The sequence below is a fragment of the Sediminivirga luteola genome, from assembly GCF_014639315.1.
GTDB lineage: Bacteria > Actinomycetota > Actinomycetes > Actinomycetales > Brevibacteriaceae > Sediminivirga > Sediminivirga luteola.
The window spans coordinates 202,181-222,070 of sequence record NZ_BMFY01000003.1; the positions used below are offsets into that span (position 1 = coordinate 202,181).

Below are 19,890 nucleotides of genomic sequence, written 5' to 3' on the forward strand. Positions count from 1 at the left end.
GCAGCCCGGGCGAGTCGCCGATCCGCCGGCCGCAGCCGGCGGGCGCATTCGGCCCAGCGCTCTACAGCGCGTAAAATAGTGCCACATGACGACCGACTTCCACTCGGCATCCGCGCAGACGGACGGAGCCGCTCAGACCACGTCCAGGGACAGTTCCGACGCCCTCGCCCCCTATGACGCGCTGGTACTGATGTCGTTCGGAGGGCCCAATGCGCCCGAGGACGTCGTGCCGTTCCTGCGGAATGTCACCGCCGGGCGGGGCATCCCGGAGGAGCGGCTGGTCGAGGTCGGCGAGCACTACTACGGCTTCGGCGGCAAGAGTCCCATCAACGAGCAGAACATCGCGCTACGGGCGGCCCTGGAGTCCGAGCTGCGGCGCCGAGGCGTGACCCTGCCCGTGCTGTGGGGGAACCGCAACTGGGAGCCCTACCTCACCGATGAGCTCAGAGCCGCCGCGAAGGGCGGTGCCCGCCGGTTCCTCGCGGTCACCACCAGCGCGTACTACTCGTACTCGTCCTATGAGCAGTACCAGGAGGACTTCGCGCGGGCCACCGCGGCGCTGGCCGAGGAGGGCCTGGACGTCCGCATCGACGCCGTCCCGCAGTACTTCGACCATCCCGGCTTCGTCCGGACCCAGCGCAGGATCGTCCGTGAGGCGGCGGAGGAGCTGGCCGCGGCCATGGGCGCCGGCAGCGCGGCGAACCTGAGTGAGAATGTTCACATCCTCTACGTGACCCATTCGATCCCGTTGCCGATGCAGGAGGACTCGCGCAAGTACGGCCTGGGATACCGCGAGCAGCACCTGAAGGTGATCGAGGAACTCGCCGCGGAGCTGTCCTCCGCCGGCATCGAATGGCCGCACGAACTGGTGTACTGCTCGCGCTCGGGACCGCCGCAGAACCCGTGGCTCGAACCGGACGTCAACGACCGCCTGGAGGAACTCGCCACGGCCGGGGCCGCTGGCGTGCTGGTGGTGCCGATCGGCTTCGTCTCCGACCACATGGAGGTGAAGTTCGACCTGGACACCGAAGCCCGCCAGACCGCTGCGGCACAGGGCTTGGCCTATGTACGTGCCGCCACAGTGGGCACCGACCCGGAATTCGTGTCGGGTCTGGTGGACCTGGCGTTCGAGCGCGCCCGGCAGATGCGCGGTGAAACGGCACCCTGACCGGGCCTGACCGGTTGGCTGAGACCGGTACGCGCGAAGCGCCGTGCACGGATCCGTCCGTGCACGGCGCTTTCTCGTCGTACGGTTGCGAGAGGCCTTCTCAGCCCGCTTGGGGTTCGCGTCCAGGCTCTCCGGGCTCCTCGATGATGGGGATCGCCCCCGTCTCGGCGGTGAGCACCTGCTTCATCTGACCGGTGTCCAGGTCATTGCGCTCGGCGAGCTCGATGAGTGATTCGAGTTCGCTGATCAGCAGCTCCTCCAGGTAGTCGTTCTCATCGGCGCGTGCTTTGGCAAGCTCTGCGCGCACGAGTTCGATGCGCTGGTCGATGCCGGCTTCGAACTCACTCATGTCACGTCACCTCTTCTCGATGGGGCATTCGGCGTGGGTGGCGCCAAGCCGCTGCGTTCACGTCGCCTGTCCAGGCACGGGAGCGACTCTGCCGAAGTGCCATCGCAGCGCTGCTTCACGATACGTTGCCAGCATAGACCCCCGATGACAATCCCGGGTGCTGGGACAAGCCTGGCAGGACCCTGAGCCCGTGTTGCACTTTCCCCTGATCACGGGCACAATTTGTGAAGCGTTCGCAAGGGTGCCGCGTATGATCACGGGCTTCGCCGGCCACGTTCCATGCAACAAAGGACCGGGATCTTCGCGGAATATCGTGCGGCAGTGCGGTGTTCACCGTGCGATCTCCAGAGGGTTCACCGGTACCCGCAGGCGGGGTTGGAACGACGAGACTATGTGCGGAGTGTGATCAGTTTCATGGCAACCGACTACGATGCGCCTCGCAAGAACGACGAGGACATCCGCAGCGACTCGATCGAGGAGCTGAAGGCGCAGCGTAATCAGCGGCAGGCGAGCCAGGTCGATGAGGATGAGGCGGTCGCGGCGGACAGCTTCGAGCTGCCGGGTGCGGATCTGTCCAATGAAGAGCTTTCCGTCCGCGTGCTCCCCAAGCAAAGCGATGAGTTCACCTGCAGCGAGTGCTTCCTGGTGCGGCACCGTTCGCAGCTCGTGATGAACGAGGACGGCAACCCGGTCTGCCGGGATTGCGCCTGACCCGCGCGGCGAAGAGGCAGACGCACGAGGAACGCAAAGACACACCTGAAGACTCGGCCGCGGCGGAACGCCGCGGCTGAAAGGGGGACGGCCATCGCGGCCCGTCCCCCTTTCGTCGTCTTGGCTCGCATTCACGCGCCGCCTGCGAGGCGCGCTATCAGGCGGTGCGGCCGGACCTGGAGCAGGCGCCACCGGATCGCCGATGGGTCAGTGGGTCCCGATGGGTCAGCGGGCCGGCCGACCCAGCGCGGCGGCGAGCTCCTGCGGCCGGCGCGAGCTGAGCAGCCAGTAAGGCGTGGGATCGGCCGGATCATCGAGATAGACCCGGACCAGGCTGCGCACCCAGGGGCGGGTGAGCAGGAAGGCGCGGGCGTCCAGCCCCGGGCCGAGCGCTTCCCGGGCCTGGTCGCCGGAGAGCGGTTCGGCGGCGGAGATGTGCCGGAGTTCGATGTGCGCGGCACCGGCGCGCAGTTCTGCGTCGGTCACGCTCACCGTTGCCGCTGACCGGAGCAGGACCAGTGCGGTCACGATCGCCGCGGCGCCCCCGGCGGCGATGGCGGGACCGGCGCCGATCGGCACGGCCATCAGCGCGGACAGGGCGGCGATGGCAGCGCCCAGCAGTGCGATCCAGGCGGACGGCCAGAGACGTTCCCGGTACACGGGCGTGCGAGTGGTTTCCTTGGGCACGGAACACGATTCTATCCGGCGGTCCTGACTGCCCGCTGATGCCGGGTGATCCGGCATGACGGCCCGCGCGGCCCGCGCCCGCTCCGCCGGCCTCCCGGGGCCGGGCGGGCATCCGCTAGAGTCGGAGTCTGTGACAGCAGAACAACAGCCGACCGTCAGCTTCACGCGACTGCACCCTGGGGCGACCCCGCCGGCCTTCGGCCACCCGGGCGATGCGGGCGCGGATCTGAGCACCGTGGAGGCGTTCAGCCTGGCACCGGGGGAGAGGCACACCGCCGCCACCGGCATCGCCATCGCCTTGCCGGCCGGATGGGCGGCATTCGTCCATCCCCGTTCGGGGCTGGCCGCGCGCCACGGCATCACGGTACTCAACGGACCCGGCACCATCGACGAGGGGTACCGGGGTGAGATCAAGGTGCCGCTGGTCAACCTTGACCCGCGCGAGACGATGGAGTTCCACCCTGGCGACCGCATCGCGCAGCTGGTCTTCCAGCGGGTCGAGTCGCCCGAGCTGATCGAGGTGGACGAGCTGCCGGGCGCCACCAGCAGGGGCACCGGTGGCTTCGGTTCCACGGGAGGCTTCACGAGTAACGGCACGCAGTCTGGCCGGACGCAGACCGGTCAGGCACAGACCGCTCAGATGTAGCGGGACCGGGCCTGACAGCGGGCCGCGCGCACGGGAAGCACGAGAAGACGATGAGAGGGAGGGCCTTGACGATGGGCCTGTTCGACGCATTCCGCCGGCCGAAGAGCACACCGCCGGAACAGGAGAGCAAGACCGCTGACGTAGCGGACACAGTGGATGCAGAGGAACTCCACGAGGAGAGCGACGCCGAGGACACGGCGGACGCCGACGAGGAGGACGCCGATGAGGAACTGCACGCCAAATCGGCACCGCTCGACCGCCGTGAGAAGGGCCCCTTCGACAGTGCGGAGGCGCCCGAGACGACGGGCGAGGACGGCAAGAAGCAGCCCCGCCTGGACCTCGGCGCGCTCAAGCTGCCCGTCCGGCACGGCATGCAGGTCCGCCTCGACGTGGACGACAAGACAAAGCGGATCATGTCCGTGACCGTCGTGAGCGAGAAGTCCACCCTCCAGCTGCAGGCGTTCGCCGCTCCCCGTTCCGAAGGCCTCTGGAACGTGGTGCGCGGTCAGCTGCAGGAGTCGATCGCGGCCCAGGGCGGCGAGGCCCGTGAGCTGCACACCGAGATCGGCAGGGAGCTGCTGGCGAAGATCCCGGCCACCGCCAAGGACGGCCGCAAGGGATTCCGGCTGGCGCGCTTCGCCGGAGTCGACGGCCCCCGCTGGTTCCTGCGCGCGGTGATCGGCGGCAAGGCACTGACCGACGAGGAGGCACGCGCTCACATCGTCTCGCTGCTGCGCGGGGTGGTGGTGGACCGGGGCGAGGAGCCGCTGCCCCCGCGTGAGCTCCTGCCGCTCACGCCGCCCAAGCAGCAGACCGAGGGCGCGGACGGCGCCCAGGACGCCGCGGAGAAGGGCGAGGACATCGACCCGTTCGAACGCGGGCCCGAGATCACCGAAGTCCGCTGACCATGACGGACACGGGGGACCCGGCGCGCCCGGCCGCGGCCGGTGACGAGGGCACCGGCGGCAGGGATTCCGTCGACCGGCTGGAGGAGGCGGCCCGGAACTCCTCACTCGCCCGGGCCGCGGAGGGATCGGTCTACGAGGCGATCGGCGGCGGCTGGGGCATCGTCTCCGCGGTGCTGCCCGGCGCGCTCTTCGTGGTGATCTACAGCGTGCTGCATGAGCTGGCTCCGGCCCTCATCGCCGCCATCGGCGCGGGAGTGCTGCTGATGGCCGTCTCCCTGATCCGCCGGCGGCCGTTCTCGCAGGCCATCGGCGGCCTGCTCGGAGTCGCCGCCTGCGCCTTCATCGCCTACCGCAGCGGAGAGGCCAGCGATTACTTCGTCCTGGGCTTCTGGACGAACGCCGGCAGCATCCTGCTCCTGCTCACCTCGCTGGCGCTGCGGCACCCGCTCATCGGCGTCCTGGCCGGCATGATCTCGCCGGACTTCGCCGGCTGGCGCGAGGACCCTTCGCTGCGCCGGATCATGACGATCCTGACCTGGGCCTGGGCAGGCGTCTTCGCGCTGCGGATCGCCGTCCAGCTGCCGTTCTACTTCGCCGACGACGTCGCGGTCCTCGGCACGCTCCGCCTGGCCATGGGACTGCCGCTGTTCGCCCTGATGCTGTGGGTCACCTGGCTGGCTCTGCGTCGCCGGAACGCACGGTCATGAGGCGCCGGTGACCGGCCGTTCCGAGGCGGTGCTCGAACTCACCCTCGGCAAGCCCGCCGATGCCGGCCGCTGCGTCGCCCGGCACGAGGGCAGGGTCGTGTTCGTCACCGGGGGTCTGCCGGGCGAGCGGGTGCGGGCGCGGGTTCAGGACGCAAGCCGTTCCCGCGCGGAGCGGTTCCTGCGGGCCGAGGTGGTCGAGGTGCTCGACGCCTCCCCGCACCGGGTGCCGGATCGCCGCGGCGAGTTCGCCGCCGGCCCCGAGACGGAGTTCGGCGGCATGGAATACGCGCACGTTTCGCTGGACGAGTCCCGGCGCCTGAAGGCCGCCGTGGTGACCGAGCAGTTCCGGCGTCTGGCCGGGATCGACGTGGCCGGCGTGCTGACCGGGAAGGCGGCGAGCGAGCCGCTCCCGCCGGGGACGACGCCGGCGGCGTTCCCGGAGACCGCATGGCGGACCCGCGTGCAGCTGGCCGTCGCCGGGGAAGGCGACATCGGCGCCCGTCGTTCCCGTTCCCATGAGGTGGTCCCGCTGCGTCGTCCGCCCCTGGCGAGCCACGCCATTCAGGCACTGGATCTGGCTGCAGTCGATCTGCGCGGGCTGACCGGCATCGAGATCGCTGCACCTGCCGCGGCAAGCCCGGGGGCCGCGGTGCTGCATGCCGCAGCGGGCACACCGGAAGCCCGGATCGCGCAGATCGCCGACGAGCTGGCCGGCAGGGCCCTGTCGGTGCTGCGCGCCGGAACCGAGCGTCCCCGCTTCCGGCACCGCGCCGGCGGCCGCGGCACCCGGCGCGGTGCGCACCGTACCGGAGCCGCCTCGGCGGCCGGAGGCTCCAGGCTGCTTCACGGCGAGCCCGTGCTGCGGGAACGCCCGTGGCGCGGTCTGACCGTCCCGGAGTTGCCGGACATCGAGCTCGGCGTCCCCGCCGACGGCTTCTGGCAGGTGCACGGGCATGCGCCGGCCGTGCTCACCGACCGGGTGCTGAGTCTGGCCGGCCCGGTGCGGGGGCAGCGAGTGGCCGATCTCTACTGCGGCGCGGGTCTCCTCGGTCTGGCCCTGGCATCCCAGGGGGCCGAGGTGCTGGGCATCGAGGCCTCCGCCGCAGCCGTCGGCGCCGCCCGGCGGAACGCGGCCGCGATGGGCGCGGATGCCAGGTTCGAGAACGCGCGCATCGAGGACGTCCTGGGCACATCGGAGACGCTGCGCGGACTGGATACGGTGGTACTCGACCCGCCCCGCGCCGGCGCCGGACGCGCCGTGGTGGAGGCGATCGCGGCGGCCGAGCCGGACCGCGTGGTATACATCTCCTGCGATGCGGCCACACTCGCCCGCGACGTTGCGTATTTCGCGCCCCGCGGCTACGCACTTTCCCACCTCGAAGTGCTCGATCTGTTCCCGCTCACGGGACACGTCGAATGCGCGGCGCTGCTGGAGAGAACCGGGTCCTGACCCGCCGAGCAGGCTCGCCTTGCTTTGTGCCGGCGGCCGCGAAGCGGTAGTATTTATCTCGACATCAAGATACTTTTGCGCATATTTTCCTTGCGTAATCCACCAGCACTGGATGCTGCACCTGGCGCTGTGTAGGTTTCGAGATAGACGTGCATGTTCCGCATCGCATGAGGGAGAGTGACGATGAGTCAGATTGACAGCTTCGGGGCCAAGGGCACCCTCGAATCGGGAGGGAAGTCCTACGAGATCTACCGGCTGTCCACGGTCGACGGGGCTGAGAAGCTCCCGTTCAGCCTGAAGGTCCTCCTGGAGAACCTGCTGCGTACCGAGGATGGCGCCAACATCACCGCCGACCACATCCGCGCGCTCGGCGGCTGGGATCCCACCGCCGAGCCGGACACCGAGATCCAGTTCACCCCGGCCCGCGTCGTGATGCAGGACTTCACCGGCGTGCCCTGCATCGTCGACCTCGCCACCATGCGCGAGGCGGTCAAGGACCTGGGCGGAGATCCGGACAAGATCAACCCGCTCTCGCCCGCCGAGCTCGTGATCGACCACTCCGTCCAGATCGACGCCTTCGGCAGCGCCGACGCGCTGGCGCGGAACATCGACATCGAGTACCAGCGCAACGGCGAGCGCTACCAGTTCCTGCGCTGGGGCCAGACCGCCTTCGACGACTTCAAGGTCGTGCCCCCGGGCATGGGCATCGTGCACCAGGTGAACATCGAGTACCTGGCGCGCGTCGTGATGCCGCGCGAGGTCACCGTGAACGGCGAGAAGGTGCTGCGCGCCTACCCCGACACCCTGGTGGGCACCGACTCGCACACCACGATGGTCAACGGCCTGGGCGTCCTGGGCTGGGGCGTGGGCGGCATCGAAGCCGAGGCCGCCATGCTCGGCCAGCCTGTCTCCATGCTGATCCCGCGGGTGATCGGCTTCAAGCTGACCGGCGAGATCCCCTCCGGCGTGACCGCGACCGATGTGGTGCTGACCATCACCGAGATGCTGCGCAAGCACGGCGCCGTGGGCAAGTTCGTCGAGTTCTACGGCGAGGGCGTCTCCGAGGTCCCGCTGGCCAACCGCGCCACCATCGGCAATATGAGCCCCGAGTTCGGCTCCACCGCCGCGATCTTCCCGATCGACGAGGTGACCCTGGACTACCTGCGCCTGACCGGCCGCTCCGAGGAGCAGATCGCCCTGGTCGAGGCGTACACCAAGGAACAGGGCCTGTGGCACGACCCGGCGCGGGAGATCGCGTTCTCCGAGTACCTGGAGCTGGACCTGTCCACTGTGGTCCCGTCGATCTCCGGGCCCAAGCGCCCGCAGGACCGGATCAAGCTCTCGGAGTCCAAGTCGCAGTTCCAGAAGGACATCACGAACTACGCGACCGACGGCGAAGTGGACAAGTCCGTGCAGGTCGCCACCGCCGACGGCCGCGAGTTCGAGCTGAGCAACGGCGCCGTGTCGATCGCCTCGATTACCTCCTGCACCAACACCTCCAACCCCTCGGTCATGATGGCCGCGGGCGTGCTGGCCAGGAATGCCGCGGCCAAGGGCCTGAAGTCCAAGCCGTGGGTGAAGACGTCCATCGCCCCCGGATCCAAGGTGGTCACCGACTACTACGAGAAGTCCGGTCTGCTCCAGGAGCTGGAGAAGCTCAACTTCTACGTCGTGGGCTACGGCTGCACCACCTGCATCGGCAACTCCGGCCCGCTGGAGCCGGAGATCTCCGAGGCCATCCAGGAGAACGACCTCTCCGTGACCGCGGTGCTCTCCGGCAACCGCAACTTCGAGGGCCGGATCAGCCCCGATGTGAAGATGAACTACCTGGCCTCGCCGCCGCTGGTCATCGCCTACGCCCTGGCCGGCAGCATGAACTTCGACTTCGAGAACGATCCGCTCGGCTACGACGAGGACGGCAACGAGGTCTACCTGAAGGACATCTGGCCCGACCCGGCCGAGGTGCAGAAGATCATCGACGAGTCCATCTCCACGGACATGTTCACTAAGGAGTACGGCTCGATCTTCGACGGTGACGAGCGCTGGCAGGCACTCGACACCCCCGAGGGCTCCACCTTCGCCTGGGACGAGAAGTCCACCTATGTGCGCAAGCCCCCGTACTTCGAGGGAATGTCGCTGACCCCGGAGCCGGTGGAGGACATCGCCGGCGCCCGCGTGCTGGCCAAGCTGGGGGACTCAGTCACCACCGACCACATCTCCCCGGCCGGCTCCTTCAAGGCGGACACCCCGGCGGGCAAGTACCTGGTGGCCAACGGCGTCGAGCGCAAGGATTTCAACTCCTACGGCTCGCGCCGCGGCAACCACGAGGTCATGATCCGCGGCACCTTCGCCAACATCCGGCTGCAGAACCAGCTGCTGGACGGGGTCCAGGGCGGCTTCACGCGCGACTTCACCCAGGAAGGCGGCCCGCAGACCACCATCTTCGACGCCTCCCAGAACTACCAGCAGGCGGGTATCCCGCTGGTGGTCCTCGGCGGCAAGGAGTACGGTTCCGGGTCCTCGCGTGACTGGGCCGCCAAGGGCACCGCGCTGCTGGGCGTCAAGGCCGTCATCACCGAGAGCTTCGAGCGGATCCACCGTTCGAACCTGATCGGCATGGGCGTCCTGCCGCTGCAGTTCCCGGCCGGTGAATCGGCCGGGTCCCTGGGGCTCGACGGCACCGAGACCTTCGACATCTCCGGTATCAGCGCGCTCAACGAGGGCCGCACGCCCAAGACGGTCCACGTGACCGCCACCAAGGAGAGCGGCGAGAAGGTCGAGTTCGACGCCGTCGTCCGCATCGACACCCCCGGCGAGGCGGACTACTACCGCAACGGCGGCATCCTGCAGTACGTGCTGCGCCAGCTGGTGAGCCAGCAGGCCTGAGCAGCTAGCCGGCAGGCAGCCTGCAGGCGAGGCGCCGTCGCCCTTCCTTCCGAGGACGGGCGGCGGCGCCTCCTGCATGGTGCGGCAGCCGCGCATACGGCATGCAGCAGAAGTACGCGTACGCTCCCGTGTCTCACCGGTTAGCGACCGCATCGCTCCGGGAAACGGGAGCTGGGAGCGCCGGCGTCCGGCCGTAGACGGCGGGACTGTGACGGCACGGTCGCGCCCGGAAGCCGCTCCGGCAATGCTCCGGCAACGTGGTGGTGTTGAACGTGCGCGGCGGGACACCGGCGTGGCCCGTAGGAGCGGGCGGGGTGGGTTTCGTACCCTGGAGACGTGAACATGCCGTTGGAACTGGGAGATCCGTCCGGGGAGTTCGCCCGGGTGTGCGAGGTGCTGCGCAGCGCCGGTGAGTGGGCCCATGTGCGGGTCGAGGAGATCTCACCGCCGAGCCGCCTGGCTCCCTACGCCTTCGCCGTCTCCGCGGATGTCCTCGCCTCCGAGCAGAACATCCGCCAGGACGAGGACATCGAGGAACTCGCCACCGGCCGGCTGGTCCTGCTGTTCGACCCGGCCGCGCCGCCGGAATGGGACGGCTGCTACCGCATGGTCTCCTACATCCGTGCCGAACTGGAGACCGAACTGGGCAACGATCCGATGATCGGCTCGGTCACCTGGTCCTGGCTCACCGAATCCCTTGACGACGGCGAGTGCCAGTACCGGCACGCCGGCGGCACCGCCACCCGCGTGCTGTCAGAGAGCTTCGGCAGCCTGGCCGGCCGCCCGCAGAGCATCGACGTGGAGCTGCGGGCCTCGTGGACGCCCATCATCCCGGCACCCGAGGCCGCCGCAGCTCATCTGCACGCCTGGGTGCGGACCCTGCGCACCGTCGCCGGAGTGCCTCCGCTCCCGGAGGGCGTCACGGCGATGCCGGGGCTGCGCCGGTGACCGCATCGCATCAGCCGCCCGGCGCCCCGCCCGCCGGAGATCCGCCGCAGGAAGAGGCGCCGGAGCTGCCGCTGCTGGGCGAGCCCGCCGACGGCATCCCCGAGGTCATCGGCACGGCAGAGGGGCTCGCCGCGGTGGCCGCGGAGCTCGCCGCAGGCACCGGGCCAGTCGCGGTCGATGCCGAGCGCGCCTCCGGGTTCCGCTACGGTCAGCGCGCCTTCCTGGTGCAGCTGCGCCGGGAGGGCACCGGCACGCTGCTGCTGGACGCCGAGGCGCTCGGCGACCTGGATCTCCTGCAGCCGCACCTGGCCGGCGCCGAATGGGTGCTGCACTCGGCGACGCAGGACCTGCCGTGCCTGGCCGAGCGCGGCCTCGTCCCCGGCCGTCTGTTCGACACGGAGTACGCGGCCCGGCTGCTCGGCTGGGAACGCTTCGGCCTGGGCGCCGTGGTGGAACGCACCCTGGGCGTCCGCCTCGCCAAGGAGCACTCCGCCGTGGACTGGTCCACCAGGCCGCTGCCGGAGGACTGGCTGCGTTACGCGGCCCTCGACGTGGAGGTCCTGCTGGCCGTCCGGGACGTCCTGGCCGCCGAACTCGAGGCGGCGGGCAAAACCGGATGGGCGGAGCAGGAGTTCGCGCATCTGGCCCGCTTCGCCCCGGCCGTTCACGACGAACCGTGGCGGCGGGTCAAAGGCGTCGGGCGCCTGCCCGCCCGCCGCCATCTGGCCGTCGCCAGGGCACTGTGGGAGCTGCGCGACGACCGGGCGCGCGAAGCCGATCTCGCCCCCGGCCGGCTGCTGAGCGACCGGGCGCTGCTGGCCCTGGCCACGCGTCCGCCGGGCAGTGCCCGCGAGCTGAGGGACATCATCGCCAGGACCGACCGCCGGCGCGTGCCCGGTGCCGAAGACGCCCAGCGCTGGTACGCCGCGGTGCAGGAGGCCAGTGCCCTGCCCGAGGAGGCGCTGCCGAGCCGCCATCCCGAGGCAGCCCCGCGCTCCCGCCGCAGCCAGGCGGAGCGCAATCAGATCAAGGAGCGCCTGGCCGCCCTGAAGGAGGCGCTGCGCGCGCGTGCCGCGGCCCTGCACATGGGCGCGGAGATCCTGCTCTCGCCCGCCGTGGTCCGGGAACTGGCCGGGGAACGCCGCTTCGCCTCGGCCGCCCACGTGCAGGAGGAGGCCGTCGCCGCGTACCTGCGTGATCACGACGCCCGCCCCTGGCAGATCGAGCAGGCCCTCGCGCCTGTCACCGAGGTCCTGCGCCGGCACGCGGTCTGAGAGAATGGAGCCATGACCGTCTCCGCCGACACCAGCCCCCTCCTGGCCGCCGCGCGCGGCCGTAACCGCGCTCACACGCCCGTGTGGTTCATGCGCCAGGCAGGCCGCTCCCTGCCGGAGTACCGGCGGGTCCGCGAAGGCACCACGATGCTGGAGTCCTGCCGCCGGCCGGAGCTGGTCACCGAGATCACCCTGCAGCCGGTCCGCCGGCACGGCGTGGACGCCGCCATCTTCTTCTCCGATATCGTCGTGCCGCTGCAGGCCGCCGGGGTGGATGTGGAGATCGTGGCCGGGACCGGACCGGTGATCGCCGAGCCGATCCGCACCGAGGCAGACGTCGAGGCGCTGCCGGAGCTCGATGAGGAACAGATCGCCGATATCGCCGAATCCGTGCGGCTGCTGACCGCCGAACTCGGGCAGACCCCGCTGATCGGCTTCGCCGGAGCCCCCTTCACCCTGGCCAGCTATCTGATCGAAGGCGGCCCGAGCCGCAATCACGAGCGCACCAAATCGCTCATGATCGCCCGCCCCGAGCTGTTCTCGGCGCTGCTGGGCAAGCTCTCGCGGATCTCGGAGACCTTCCTGCGCGTGCAGCTGCAGGCCGGCGCGAGCGCCTTCCAGCTGTTCGACTCCTGGGCCGGATACTTGGGCGAGGCGGATTACCGCGCCCATGTGCTGCCGCACAGCTCCCGGATCTTCCAGGCCCTGGGCGGCGGCCCGCAGCCGGGCATCCATTTCGGCGTGCAGACCGGCGAGCTCCTGGGCGCGATGTCCGAGGCGGGCCCCGAGGTCGTGGGGGTCGACTTCCGGGTGGACCTGGCGGCTGCCTCGTCCCGTGTGCGCCCCGGCCAGGCGCTCCAGGGCAATCTGGATCCGGCACTGCTCTTCGCCCCCTGGGAGGCGCTGCGGCCCCGGATCGACACCATCCTGGAGGCCGGGCGCGCGCACGGCGAGCGCACCGGCGCGGAAGCCGGCGCCCATATCTTCAATCTGGGCCACGGTGTCCTGCCGGCCACGGATCCCGACGCCCTGCGCCGGGTGGTCGACTACGTCCACGAGCGCACCGCCTGAGCATGCCGGACCGGCGGATGGCCGTCATCGGCGGCGGGATCTCCGGGCTCACCGCGGCCCGGGATCTGCTCGGCCAGGGTGCCGGGGTGCACCTCTTCGAGGCGGGCCCGCGGTTCGGCGGGCTGATCCGCGGGACCACCCTTGGCGGCGTCCTGCCGGTGAGCGCCGACACCGGTGCCGAAGCCTCCCTGTTCCGGCGCCCGGAGACCGCGGCGCTGTGCCGGGAGCTGGGACTGGACCTTCAGCACCCTGATCCCTCGCAGCAGGCGCGCATCCTCAGCCGAGGCGGCTTCCATCCCGTTCCCGGCGGCGTGATGGGGATCCCCGGCGATCCGGATCAGCTGGCCGGGTTGCTGGACGAGTCCGAGGTCGAGCGCGTCCGGGACGAACGCATCGTGCCGGTGCACGAGGACCTGACGGTGGGGGAGTTCCTCGCCGGCCGGTTCGGCGTCGCGCTGGTCGACCGCGTGGTGGATCCGCTGCTGGGCGGGGTGTACGCCGGCAGCGCCTGGGACCTCTCCCTGCAGCAGACGGTCCCGGCGTTCTGGGAAGCCGCCCGGACCGGACGCAGCCTGATCGCGCTGGCAGCCGCGGCCAGCTCGCCCGGTGAGGGCACTGCGGGCACCGACGGCGGCAGTTCTGCTCATCGCCGCACACCGGTCTTCATGGGCCTGCGCGGCGGCATGAGCCGGCTGGTCGCGGCCCTGGAGGAGGATCTGCGCCACCGCGGAGCGCAGCTGCACCCGGATGCACCCGTCACGGCGCTGGAGCGCGCCGGGGAGGGGTGGACGCTGCGCACGCCTGCCGGCCCGGTCCCCGGATCGTTCGACGGCGTGATCCTGGCGCTGCCGGCCTGGGCGGCAGCGCCTCTGCTGCGCCCGCACGCCCGGGACGCCGCCGCTGCGCTGGACCGGCTCGAATGGTCGTCCCAGGCCGTGGTGACGGTGCTGCTTGAAGTCAGCACCCCGGCGGGCCTCCCGGAAGGCTCGGGCTTCCTGATCCCGGCGCTCGAGACCCGTGTGATCAAGGCCGCCACCCACTCGTGCAGGAAATGGCCCTGGCTGGCGCAGGCGCTGCCGCCGTCGACGGCGCTGGTGCGGATGAGCATCGGCCGGCACCGGGACGAGCGGCTGCTGGGCCTGGACGACGACGAGCTGATGCGACGCGCCCTGGAGGACTACCGCCGCCTGACCGGCACGACCGCCGGCGTCCTCGCCTCGGAGGTCACGCGCTGGCAGCGCAGCCTGCCGCAGTACGCTCCCGGCCATGCCGGTCTCGTCGCCCGCGCGGAACGGGCGCTGCGCGCTGCCCCGGGACTGGCGCTCGCCGGGTCGTCGTACGACGGTGTCGGCATCCCCGCCTGCATCGGCCGGGCACATCGTGCCGCCTCCGCGCTGGCGGGAGAACCAGCGGACCGCCCGGCGGGACCATGAGGACAGCCGCCGCGTGCGCGGCGGAGCAGTGAGAAGACAGCAGCAGTGAAAGAAGGGAAGAGAAAGCCATGACGACGTCCGGCTACACCAAGCCCAGTGACGACGAGATCGAGCGGATCAACGCCTCGGTCCACTACCTCGCCTACAGCGTGTTCAAGGTCAGCGCCCCGCTGACGGCAGGTCCCAAGAAGCTGGCACGGGAGGTGGAGTCCGCCCTGGGCGGCCTGGCGAAGGACGGCCTGGTGGTGCGCGGTGTCTACGACGTGGCGGGCCTGCGCGCCGACGCCGACATCCTCGTCTGGTGGCACGCCCCCCAGGCGGAGACGGTTCAGGCGGCCTATCACGCCCTACTCGCCTCGGGCCTGGGCATCTCGCTGACTCCGGTGTGGTCCGCGATGGGCGTTCACCGGCCCGCCGAGTTCAACCGGTCCCATGTGCCGGCCTTCCTCACCGACGCCGAGCCGGGACGCTACCTGTGCGTGTACCCCTTCGTGCGGTCCTACGAGTGGTACCTGCTCCCCGATGACGAGCGCCGCACCCTGTTGCGCAACCACGGGCAGGCCGCTGCCGGATACGAGGACGTCAAGGCCAACACCGTGGCCGCCTTCGCTCTGGGCGACTACGAGTGGCTGCTGGCGTTCGAGGCCGAGGAGCTGCACCGGATCGTGGATCTGATGAGGGATTTCCGGGCCACCGAGGCCCGCCGCCACGTGCGCGAGGAGATCCCGTTCTACACCGGCCGGCGCCGCGGCTGGGCAGAGCTCCTGGAGGCGTTCCCGCGGGCCTGAAGCCTGACCGGACCACGACGAAGGCGCCGATGCGTACCCGCGCACCGGCGCCTTCGTCGTGCGCAGCCCGGACGCTCCGCGATCATGCCAGTGCGAACTCACTCGCAATATTGTGTGTAAACATCTCATGACGTTGCTGTCTGACTGTTGCCCTCGGCGCGTTCTCGTGTTCGTATAGACGAAAGCGAATTCAGAATGTTAGCTGCGTCACACTGACGCGGATCGTGCGGAGGGGCAGGGAACGTGGCGGCAGGCGCATCCGGGCATCACCCCTCGGAGGGCGCCATCGGCGCGGCGGAGGCAGACGTCCTGACCGCAGCCGGGACGCAGGCAGTGCTCGGTGAGGCGATCCGGCAGCGACGCCGGGCCCGCGGGATGCGCCAGGGCGATCTGGCCGAGGCGGCCGGCCTGAGCGTCTCCTTCATCAGCCAGTTCGAACGGGGCCGCACCGACGCCAGCATCAATTCGCTCACCCGGATCTGCGCGGCGCTCGGGATCACCCTGGGCGCGCTGTTCCAGGACGGGCCCCGCGCCGTCGAGGTGCTCAAGGCCGAGGACGTCAAGGTCATCGATCTGGAGGGCGCCACCAAGCGCGTCTACACCTCCGCCGAGCTTCCCGGGGTGGACGTCTACACCGTCGACCTGCCGCCGGGCGGGTCCTCGGGGGCGAAGGCGTACACCCACGACGGGCAACGAGAGCTGATCATCTGCCGCAGCGGATTCGTCGCGGTGGAGATCGATGAAAGGCAGTACCTGCTGCGGGCCCGCGACAGCATCGTCTTCCCGTCGGAGACGATGCACCGGGTGGAGAACATCGGCACCGCCGATGCGGAGATCACCTGGGTCGTGAGGGACCTCTAGCGGGACGGTCACGAGGACCGGGGCTGCACACACACTGGGAGGACTGGACATGACGAACAGAACACACGGCTACTGGCGGCCGGCGGCGGTCGTCGCGGCAGGCGCGCTCCTGCTCAGCGGCTGCATGCAGGGCGGTGCCAGCGACGCGGAGGTCGACGAGTCGGTATTCGCCGACCCGGTCGTGGGAGAGGCGCCGGCCGACTCGCTCGACGGCGTCACCCTCACCTACGTCTCCTGGGGCGGCGAGTTCCAGAACGGGCAGATGGAAGCCTTCGGCAACCCGTTCGGCGAGGTCACCGGCGCGGAGATCCTCGACGACGGCCCCACCGACGCCGCCCAGCTGCGCGCCCAGGTGGAGTCGGGCAATGTGGCCTGGGACGTCGTGAACGCCAGCCCGATGCAGAACGCCGCCTACTGCGGCGAGCTGTACGAGGAGATCGACTGGGACCTCATCGACACCTCGCAGTTCCCCGAGGGCATGCCGCAGGGCGACTGCTACATCGCCTCGCTCGGCTATGTCTACGGGATGTTCTACAACGCCGACACCTACGGCGATGACGCTCCGCAGAGCTGGGAGGACTTCTTCGACACCGAGCGCTTCCCCGGCACCCGCGCGATCGACGGCCGGCCCACTCCCACCGCGGGCACCTACGAGGCAGCGCTGATCGCCGACGGCGTTCCCGAGGACGAGCTCTATCCGCTGGACCTGGAGCGCGCGGTCGCCAAGTGGGACTCTATCTCCGACTCGCTGACCTACTGGAGCTCCGGTGCGGAGCAGACGCAGATGATCCAGGGCGGTCAGGCCGACATCGTCTTCGGCTGGAGCGGCCGGATCTACGAGGCGAACCAGAGCGGCGCGAACTTCGTGCCGGTGTGGAACGAGGCGTTCCTGCAGGCGGACAGCTTCTCCATCGCCAAGGGCACCCAGAACCTCGCCGCGGCGCACGCCTTCATCAACTACGCCCTCGGCGCCGAGCAGCAGCAGACCATGGCCGAGCTGACCTCCTACTCGCCGGTGAACGTCAACTCCGAGCCCGACTTCAGCCCCGAGGCCCAGGAGTTCGACGTCTCCCGGCCCGAGGTGATCGAGCAGACCGCCGCTGCGGACGAGCAGTACTGGGGCGAGAACATGGAGGAGCTCAGCACGCGCTGGGACGAGTTCCTCAACAGCTGAGCCCGTGCCGTCCATCCGAAGTGAGGAGGCTGGTCCATGACCACCGCCACCCGCCCGGCCGGTTCCGGCGCGCCCCCGCGGGCGCGCCGGGGCCTGGGCCCCTACGGCATCCTGGTGCTGCCGGTGATCCTCATCGTCGTGCTGTGCTTCGTGGTGCCCATGCTCACGGTGCTCGTGCGAGCGGTGACCGAGCCGGAGCCGGGCCTGCAGAACTTCGCCTGGCTGTTCGCCAGCGATCACACGCTCGCGCTGATCGGCCGCACCCTGCGGCTGGCCGGCGCGGCCACCCTCATCACGGCGCTCATCGGCTACCCCTACGCCTATGCCATGGCGACGGCCGGGCCCCGGGTGCAGGCCATCATGCTGCTGGTCGTGCTGCTGCCGTTCTGGACGTCGATGATGGTGCGCACCTTCGCGTGGATCATCATCCTGCAGAACAACGGCGTGCTCAATGCGATGCTCACCGGCGTGGGACTGCCGCCGCAGTCGCTGCTCTACACCCAGACCGCGGTGCTGATCGGCATGTGCCAGGTGCTCATGCCGTTCATGGTGCTGCCGATGGTGGCGGTGATGAGGTCGATCGACATGCGGATCCCGCTCGCGGCGCAGACCTTCGGCGCACCGCCGGTGAAGGCGTTCTTCACCGTGTACCTGCCGATGTCCCTGCCAGGGGTGCTCTCCGGGGCGCTCATCGTGTTCATCCTGTCGCTGGGCTTCTACGTCACGCCGGCGCTGCTGGGCTCCCCGCGGGAGCAGATCCTGCCCAATGCGCTGTTCAACCAGATCGTCGACCTGCTCAACTGGGGCCAGGGCGGTGCGCTGGCGGTGGCGCTGCTGGTGACGGTCGGGCTCGCCTTCGTGCTGGTCTACCTCGTGACCCGGGCGCTCGGGCTGAAGGTCAACGTGGCGGGGGGAGCGCAGCTATGAGGAAGTCCCGTATCGCGCTCTACGCGTTCTGCGTCCCGGTGGCGCTGTGGCTGGTGGCGCCCACCCTGGTGGTGATCCCGCTGAGCTTCACCGCGGACCGCTCACTGGCGTTCCCGCCCCGGGAGTTCTCCTGGCGCTGGTACGAGAGCTTCTTCTCCAGCTCGCAGTGGCTGGGAGGCCTGCTGAACTCGCTGCAGATCGGCCTGCTCGTCGCGATCATCGCGACGGTGCTGGGCACGCTCGCCGCCTATGGCCTCAGCCGGGTCTCCGGCTTCCGGAAGACTTTCTCCAACAGCCTGCTGGTGCTGCCGATGCTGGTGCCCTCGGTGATCTTCGGCGTCGGCCTTTACGCCCTGTTCCTGCGGATGGGCCTGGTCGGCACGCTGCCCGGCTTCTTGATCGCCCACACCATGCTGGCGCTGCCCTATGTGGTGGTGAACGTCGGCGCGGTGCTGGTCTCCTACGACCGGCAGCTGGAGCGCGCCGCGTGGATCTCCGGGGCCAGCAAGCCCAAGGCGTTCCTCACCGTGACCGTCCCGGCGATCATGCCGGGTGTCGCCTCCGGGTTCCTCTTCGCGTTCATCACCTCGTTCGACGAGGTGATCGTGTCGATGTTCATCTCGAACCCCTATCTGCAGACCCTTCCCGTGCGGATGTACTCCTCGCTGCAGCGCGAGGTCGATCCGACCATCGCCGCGGCGGCCTCGGTCATCATGACCATCACGACCGCCGCCGCCCTGATCGCGATCTTCGCCCGCACCCGACGAAAGGCCGATACATGAGCCCCGAGCACTCCGGCGATGTCACCGGTGCCGCGCTTCAGCTGCGCGGCGTGACTAAGCGCTTCGGGTCCTTCACCGCGATCGAGGACATCTCGCTGACGATCGAGCCCGGGGAGTTCGTCACCTTCCTGGGGCCTTCCGGCTCAGGCAAGACGACCACGCTGAACTGCATCGCCGGCTTCGAGGAGGTCACCGCGGGGGAGATCCTGCTGGGCGGGAACTCCCTGACCAGCCTGCCGATTCACAAGCGGAACCTGGGCATGGTGTTCCAGGGGTACGCCCTGTTCCCGCATATGACGGTGGAGAAGAACATCGCCTATCCGCTCAAGCAGCGCAAGCTGCCGCGGGCCGCCATCGCCCGGGACGTCGCGTTCGCGCTTGAGACCGTGGGACTGACGGAGTTCAAGGACCGCATGCCCACGCAGCTCTCCGGCGGCCAGCGGCAGCGCGTGGCGCTGGCCCGGGCGATCTGCTTCGGCCCGCCGCTGCTGCTGATGGACGAACCGCTGAGCGCGCTGGACAAGGCGCTGCGGGAACAGCTGCAGCTGGAGATCCGCCGCATCCACCGCGAGCTCGGCACCACGGTGGTGTTCGTGACCCATGACCAGGACGAGGCGCTCGCGCTGTCCGACCGGATCGTGGTGTTCGACAAGGGCCGGATCGTGCAGATCGGCACGCCGCGCGAGCTCTACCAGAACCCGGAGAACGTCTTCGTCTCCGAGTTCGTGGGTGAATCGGTCATGATCGCCGGCAGCTACGCCGACGGCGAGTTCAGCACCGAGGCGGGGCGCTTCAGCACGGCTGCCGCCTCGAGTTCCCCGCAGTGGAGCGGCCCGGCGCAGATGATGATCCGTCCCGAGCGGATCGGCATCGCCGGCGCGGAGGCCTCCGCGCCGGCGAGCGGGGACGGCTCCGGCGATGCCGTCCATTCGGTGCGGGGCGTCATCGAGGACATCACCTATGTCGGCAATGCGGTCAAGTACCGGGTCGGACTGCCCGGGGGCGGCGGGATCGTCCGCTCGCAGGACATCGGCGGCACGGTGGGGGACATCGGCGCTCCCGTGCGGCTGAGCTGGAACCCCGCCGACGCCAGGATCCTGGCACGAGAGGACGCCTGAAC

General features: G+C 69.9%; 19 protein-coding genes. 17 read left to right on the plus strand and 2 right to left on the minus strand.

Annotation, left to right across the window (positions count from 1 at the left end):
- The first annotated feature begins 85 nt into the window (after positions 1 to 85).
- On the plus strand, positions 86 to 1,168 hold the full coding sequence (locus IEW13_RS04365; protein ID WP_188549712.1) for a ferrochelatase: 1,083 nt from the start codon (positions 86 to 88) through the stop codon (positions 1,166 to 1,168).
- Positions 1,169 to 1,268: 100 nt separating this feature from the next.
- Here the strand turns inward: IEW13_RS04365 and IEW13_RS04370 are convergent, their stop codons facing one another.
- Positions 1,269 to 1,517, minus strand: a complete 249-nt coding sequence (locus tag IEW13_RS04370) for a hypothetical protein (RefSeq protein WP_188549713.1) — start codon at positions 1,515 to 1,517, stop codon at positions 1,269 to 1,271.
- A 414-nt stretch (positions 1,518 to 1,931) separates the two neighbouring features.
- Here IEW13_RS04370 and IEW13_RS04375 point away from each other — a divergent pair, with 414 nt between their 5' ends.
- Positions 1,932 to 2,228: a DUF4193 domain-containing protein gene (locus tag IEW13_RS04375; RefSeq protein ID WP_188549714.1), complete on the plus strand. Its 297-nt coding sequence runs from the start codon at positions 1,932 to 1,934 to the stop codon at positions 2,226 to 2,228.
- A gap of 225 nt (positions 2,229 to 2,453) precedes the next feature.
- Here IEW13_RS04375 and IEW13_RS04380 read toward each other — a convergent pair whose 3' ends face one another.
- The gene (locus IEW13_RS04380) at positions 2,454 to 2,915 is read right to left on the minus strand and encodes a DUF3093 domain-containing protein (RefSeq protein WP_229744928.1); all 462 of its coding nucleotides are present in this window, start codon (positions 2,913 to 2,915) and stop codon (positions 2,454 to 2,456) included.
- A gap of 130 nt (positions 2,916 to 3,045) precedes the next feature.
- On the opposite strand from IEW13_RS04380, the gene dut reads away from it, so the two are divergent.
- The 15 genes from dut to IEW13_RS04455 all read left to right on the plus strand — a co-directional run bounded on the left by dut (position 3,046) and on the right by IEW13_RS04455 (position 19,888).
- A complete protein-coding gene (gene dut / locus IEW13_RS04385) occupies positions 3,046 to 3,561 on the plus strand; it encodes a dUTP diphosphatase (RefSeq protein ID WP_229744929.1) in 516 nt (171 codons plus the stop codon).
- A gap of 71 nt (positions 3,562 to 3,632) precedes the next feature.
- Positions 3,633 to 4,466 carry a DUF3710 domain-containing protein gene (locus IEW13_RS04390; protein WP_188549717.1) on the plus strand — a complete coding sequence of 278 codons (834 nt, stop codon included), beginning with the start codon at positions 3,633 to 3,635 and terminating at the stop codon, positions 4,464 to 4,466.
- Between the two features lie 2 nt (positions 4,467 to 4,468).
- On the plus strand, positions 4,469 to 5,176 hold the full coding sequence (locus IEW13_RS04395; RefSeq protein ID WP_188549718.1) for a DUF3159 domain-containing protein: 708 nt from the start codon (positions 4,469 to 4,471) through the stop codon (positions 5,174 to 5,176).
- Between the two features lie 7 nt (positions 5,177 to 5,183).
- On the plus strand, positions 5,184 to 6,626 hold the full coding sequence (locus tag IEW13_RS04400) for a class I SAM-dependent RNA methyltransferase (protein WP_188549719.1): 1,443 nt from the start codon (positions 5,184 to 5,186) through the stop codon (positions 6,624 to 6,626).
- A 177-nt stretch (positions 6,627 to 6,803) separates the two neighbouring features.
- Positions 6,804 to 9,512, plus strand: a complete 2,709-nt coding sequence (gene acnA, locus IEW13_RS04405) for an aconitate hydratase AcnA (protein WP_188549720.1) — start codon at positions 6,804 to 6,806, stop codon at positions 9,510 to 9,512.
- A gap of 342 nt (positions 9,513 to 9,854) precedes the next feature.
- Positions 9,855 to 10,460, plus strand: coding sequence for a DUF3000 domain-containing protein (locus tag IEW13_RS04410; RefSeq protein WP_188549851.1), 606 nt, complete (start codon positions 9,855 to 9,857; stop codon positions 10,458 to 10,460).
- Positions 10,457 to 11,734, plus strand: a complete 1,278-nt coding sequence (locus IEW13_RS04415; RefSeq protein ID WP_188549721.1) for an HRDC domain-containing protein — start codon at positions 10,457 to 10,459, stop codon at positions 11,732 to 11,734. Before IEW13_RS04410 ends, IEW13_RS04415 begins: the two co-directional genes overlap by 4 nt.
- A 12-nt stretch (positions 11,735 to 11,746) precedes the next feature.
- Positions 11,747 to 12,805 (plus strand): uroporphyrinogen decarboxylase, encoded by a 1,059-nt coding sequence (gene hemE, locus IEW13_RS04420; RefSeq protein WP_188549722.1) that lies wholly within the window; start codon positions 11,747 to 11,749, stop codon positions 12,803 to 12,805.
- A gap of 17 nt (positions 12,806 to 12,822) precedes the next feature.
- Complete coding sequence (hemG, locus tag IEW13_RS04425; protein ID WP_188549723.1) at positions 12,823 to 14,238, plus strand: protoporphyrinogen oxidase; 1,416 nt, start codon at positions 12,823 to 12,825, stop codon at positions 14,236 to 14,238.
- A gap of 68 nt (positions 14,239 to 14,306) precedes the next feature.
- Complete coding sequence (hemQ, locus tag IEW13_RS04430) at positions 14,307 to 15,026, plus strand: hydrogen peroxide-dependent heme synthase (RefSeq protein ID WP_188549724.1); 720 nt, start codon at positions 14,307 to 14,309, stop codon at positions 15,024 to 15,026.
- 243 nt (positions 15,027 to 15,269) lie between these two features.
- Positions 15,270 to 15,887, plus strand: coding sequence for a cupin domain-containing protein (locus tag IEW13_RS04435; RefSeq protein ID WP_188549725.1), 618 nt, complete (start codon positions 15,270 to 15,272; stop codon positions 15,885 to 15,887).
- Positions 15,888 to 15,936: 49 nt separating this feature from the next.
- Positions 15,937 to 17,061, plus strand: coding sequence for an ABC transporter substrate-binding protein (locus IEW13_RS04440; protein ID WP_188549726.1), 1,125 nt, complete (start codon positions 15,937 to 15,939; stop codon positions 17,059 to 17,061).
- A gap of 36 nt (positions 17,062 to 17,097) precedes the next feature.
- The gene (locus tag IEW13_RS04445; protein WP_188549727.1) at positions 17,098 to 17,988 is read left to right on the plus strand and encodes an ABC transporter permease; all 891 of its coding nucleotides are present in this window, start codon (positions 17,098 to 17,100) and stop codon (positions 17,986 to 17,988) included.
- A complete protein-coding gene (locus IEW13_RS04450; RefSeq protein WP_188549728.1) occupies positions 17,985 to 18,770 on the plus strand; it encodes an ABC transporter permease in 786 nt (261 codons plus the stop codon). The genes IEW13_RS04445 and IEW13_RS04450 overlap by 4 nt, the downstream gene beginning before the upstream one ends.
- Positions 18,767 to 19,888 carry an ABC transporter ATP-binding protein gene (locus IEW13_RS04455; RefSeq protein WP_188549729.1) on the plus strand — a complete coding sequence of 374 codons (1,122 nt, stop codon included), beginning with the start codon at positions 18,767 to 18,769 and terminating at the stop codon, positions 19,886 to 19,888. The genes IEW13_RS04450 and IEW13_RS04455 overlap by 4 nt, the downstream gene beginning before the upstream one ends.
- The last annotated feature ends 2 nt before the right edge of the window (positions 19,889 to 19,890 follow it).

Coding starts and splice junctions, on each gene's coding strand:
- IEW13_RS04365 (WP_188549712.1), top strand. CDS start 86: ATGACGACCGACTTCCACTCGGCATCCGCGCAGACGGACGGAGCCGCT.
- IEW13_RS04370 (WP_188549713.1), bottom strand. CDS start 1,517: ATGAGTGAGTTCGAAGCCGGCATCGACCAGCGCATCGAACTCGTGCGC.
- IEW13_RS04375 (WP_188549714.1), top strand. CDS start 1,932: ATGGCAACCGACTACGATGCGCCTCGCAAGAACGACGAGGACATCCGC.
- IEW13_RS04390 (WP_188549717.1), top strand. CDS start 3,633: ATGGGCCTGTTCGACGCATTCCGCCGGCCGAAGAGCACACCGCCGGAA.
- IEW13_RS04395 (WP_188549718.1), top strand. CDS start 4,469: ATGACGGACACGGGGGACCCGGCGCGCCCGGCCGCGGCCGGTGACGAG.
- IEW13_RS04410 (WP_188549851.1), top strand. CDS start 9,855: ATGCCGTTGGAACTGGGAGATCCGTCCGGGGAGTTCGCCCGGGTGTGC.
- hemE (WP_188549722.1), top strand. CDS start 11,747: ATGACCGTCTCCGCCGACACCAGCCCCCTCCTGGCCGCCGCGCGCGGC.
- hemG (WP_188549723.1), top strand. CDS start 12,823: ATGGCCGTCATCGGCGGCGGGATCTCCGGGCTCACCGCGGCCCGGGAT.
- hemQ (WP_188549724.1), top strand. CDS start 14,307: ATGACGACGTCCGGCTACACCAAGCCCAGTGACGACGAGATCGAGCGG.
- IEW13_RS04440 (WP_188549726.1), top strand. CDS start 15,937: ATGACGAACAGAACACACGGCTACTGGCGGCCGGCGGCGGTCGTCGCG.
- IEW13_RS04445 (WP_188549727.1), top strand. CDS start 17,098: ATGACCACCGCCACCCGCCCGGCCGGTTCCGGCGCGCCCCCGCGGGCG.
- IEW13_RS04450 (WP_188549728.1), top strand. CDS start 17,985: ATGAGGAAGTCCCGTATCGCGCTCTACGCGTTCTGCGTCCCGGTGGCG.
- IEW13_RS04455 (WP_188549729.1), top strand. CDS start 18,767: ATGAGCCCCGAGCACTCCGGCGATGTCACCGGTGCCGCGCTTCAGCTG.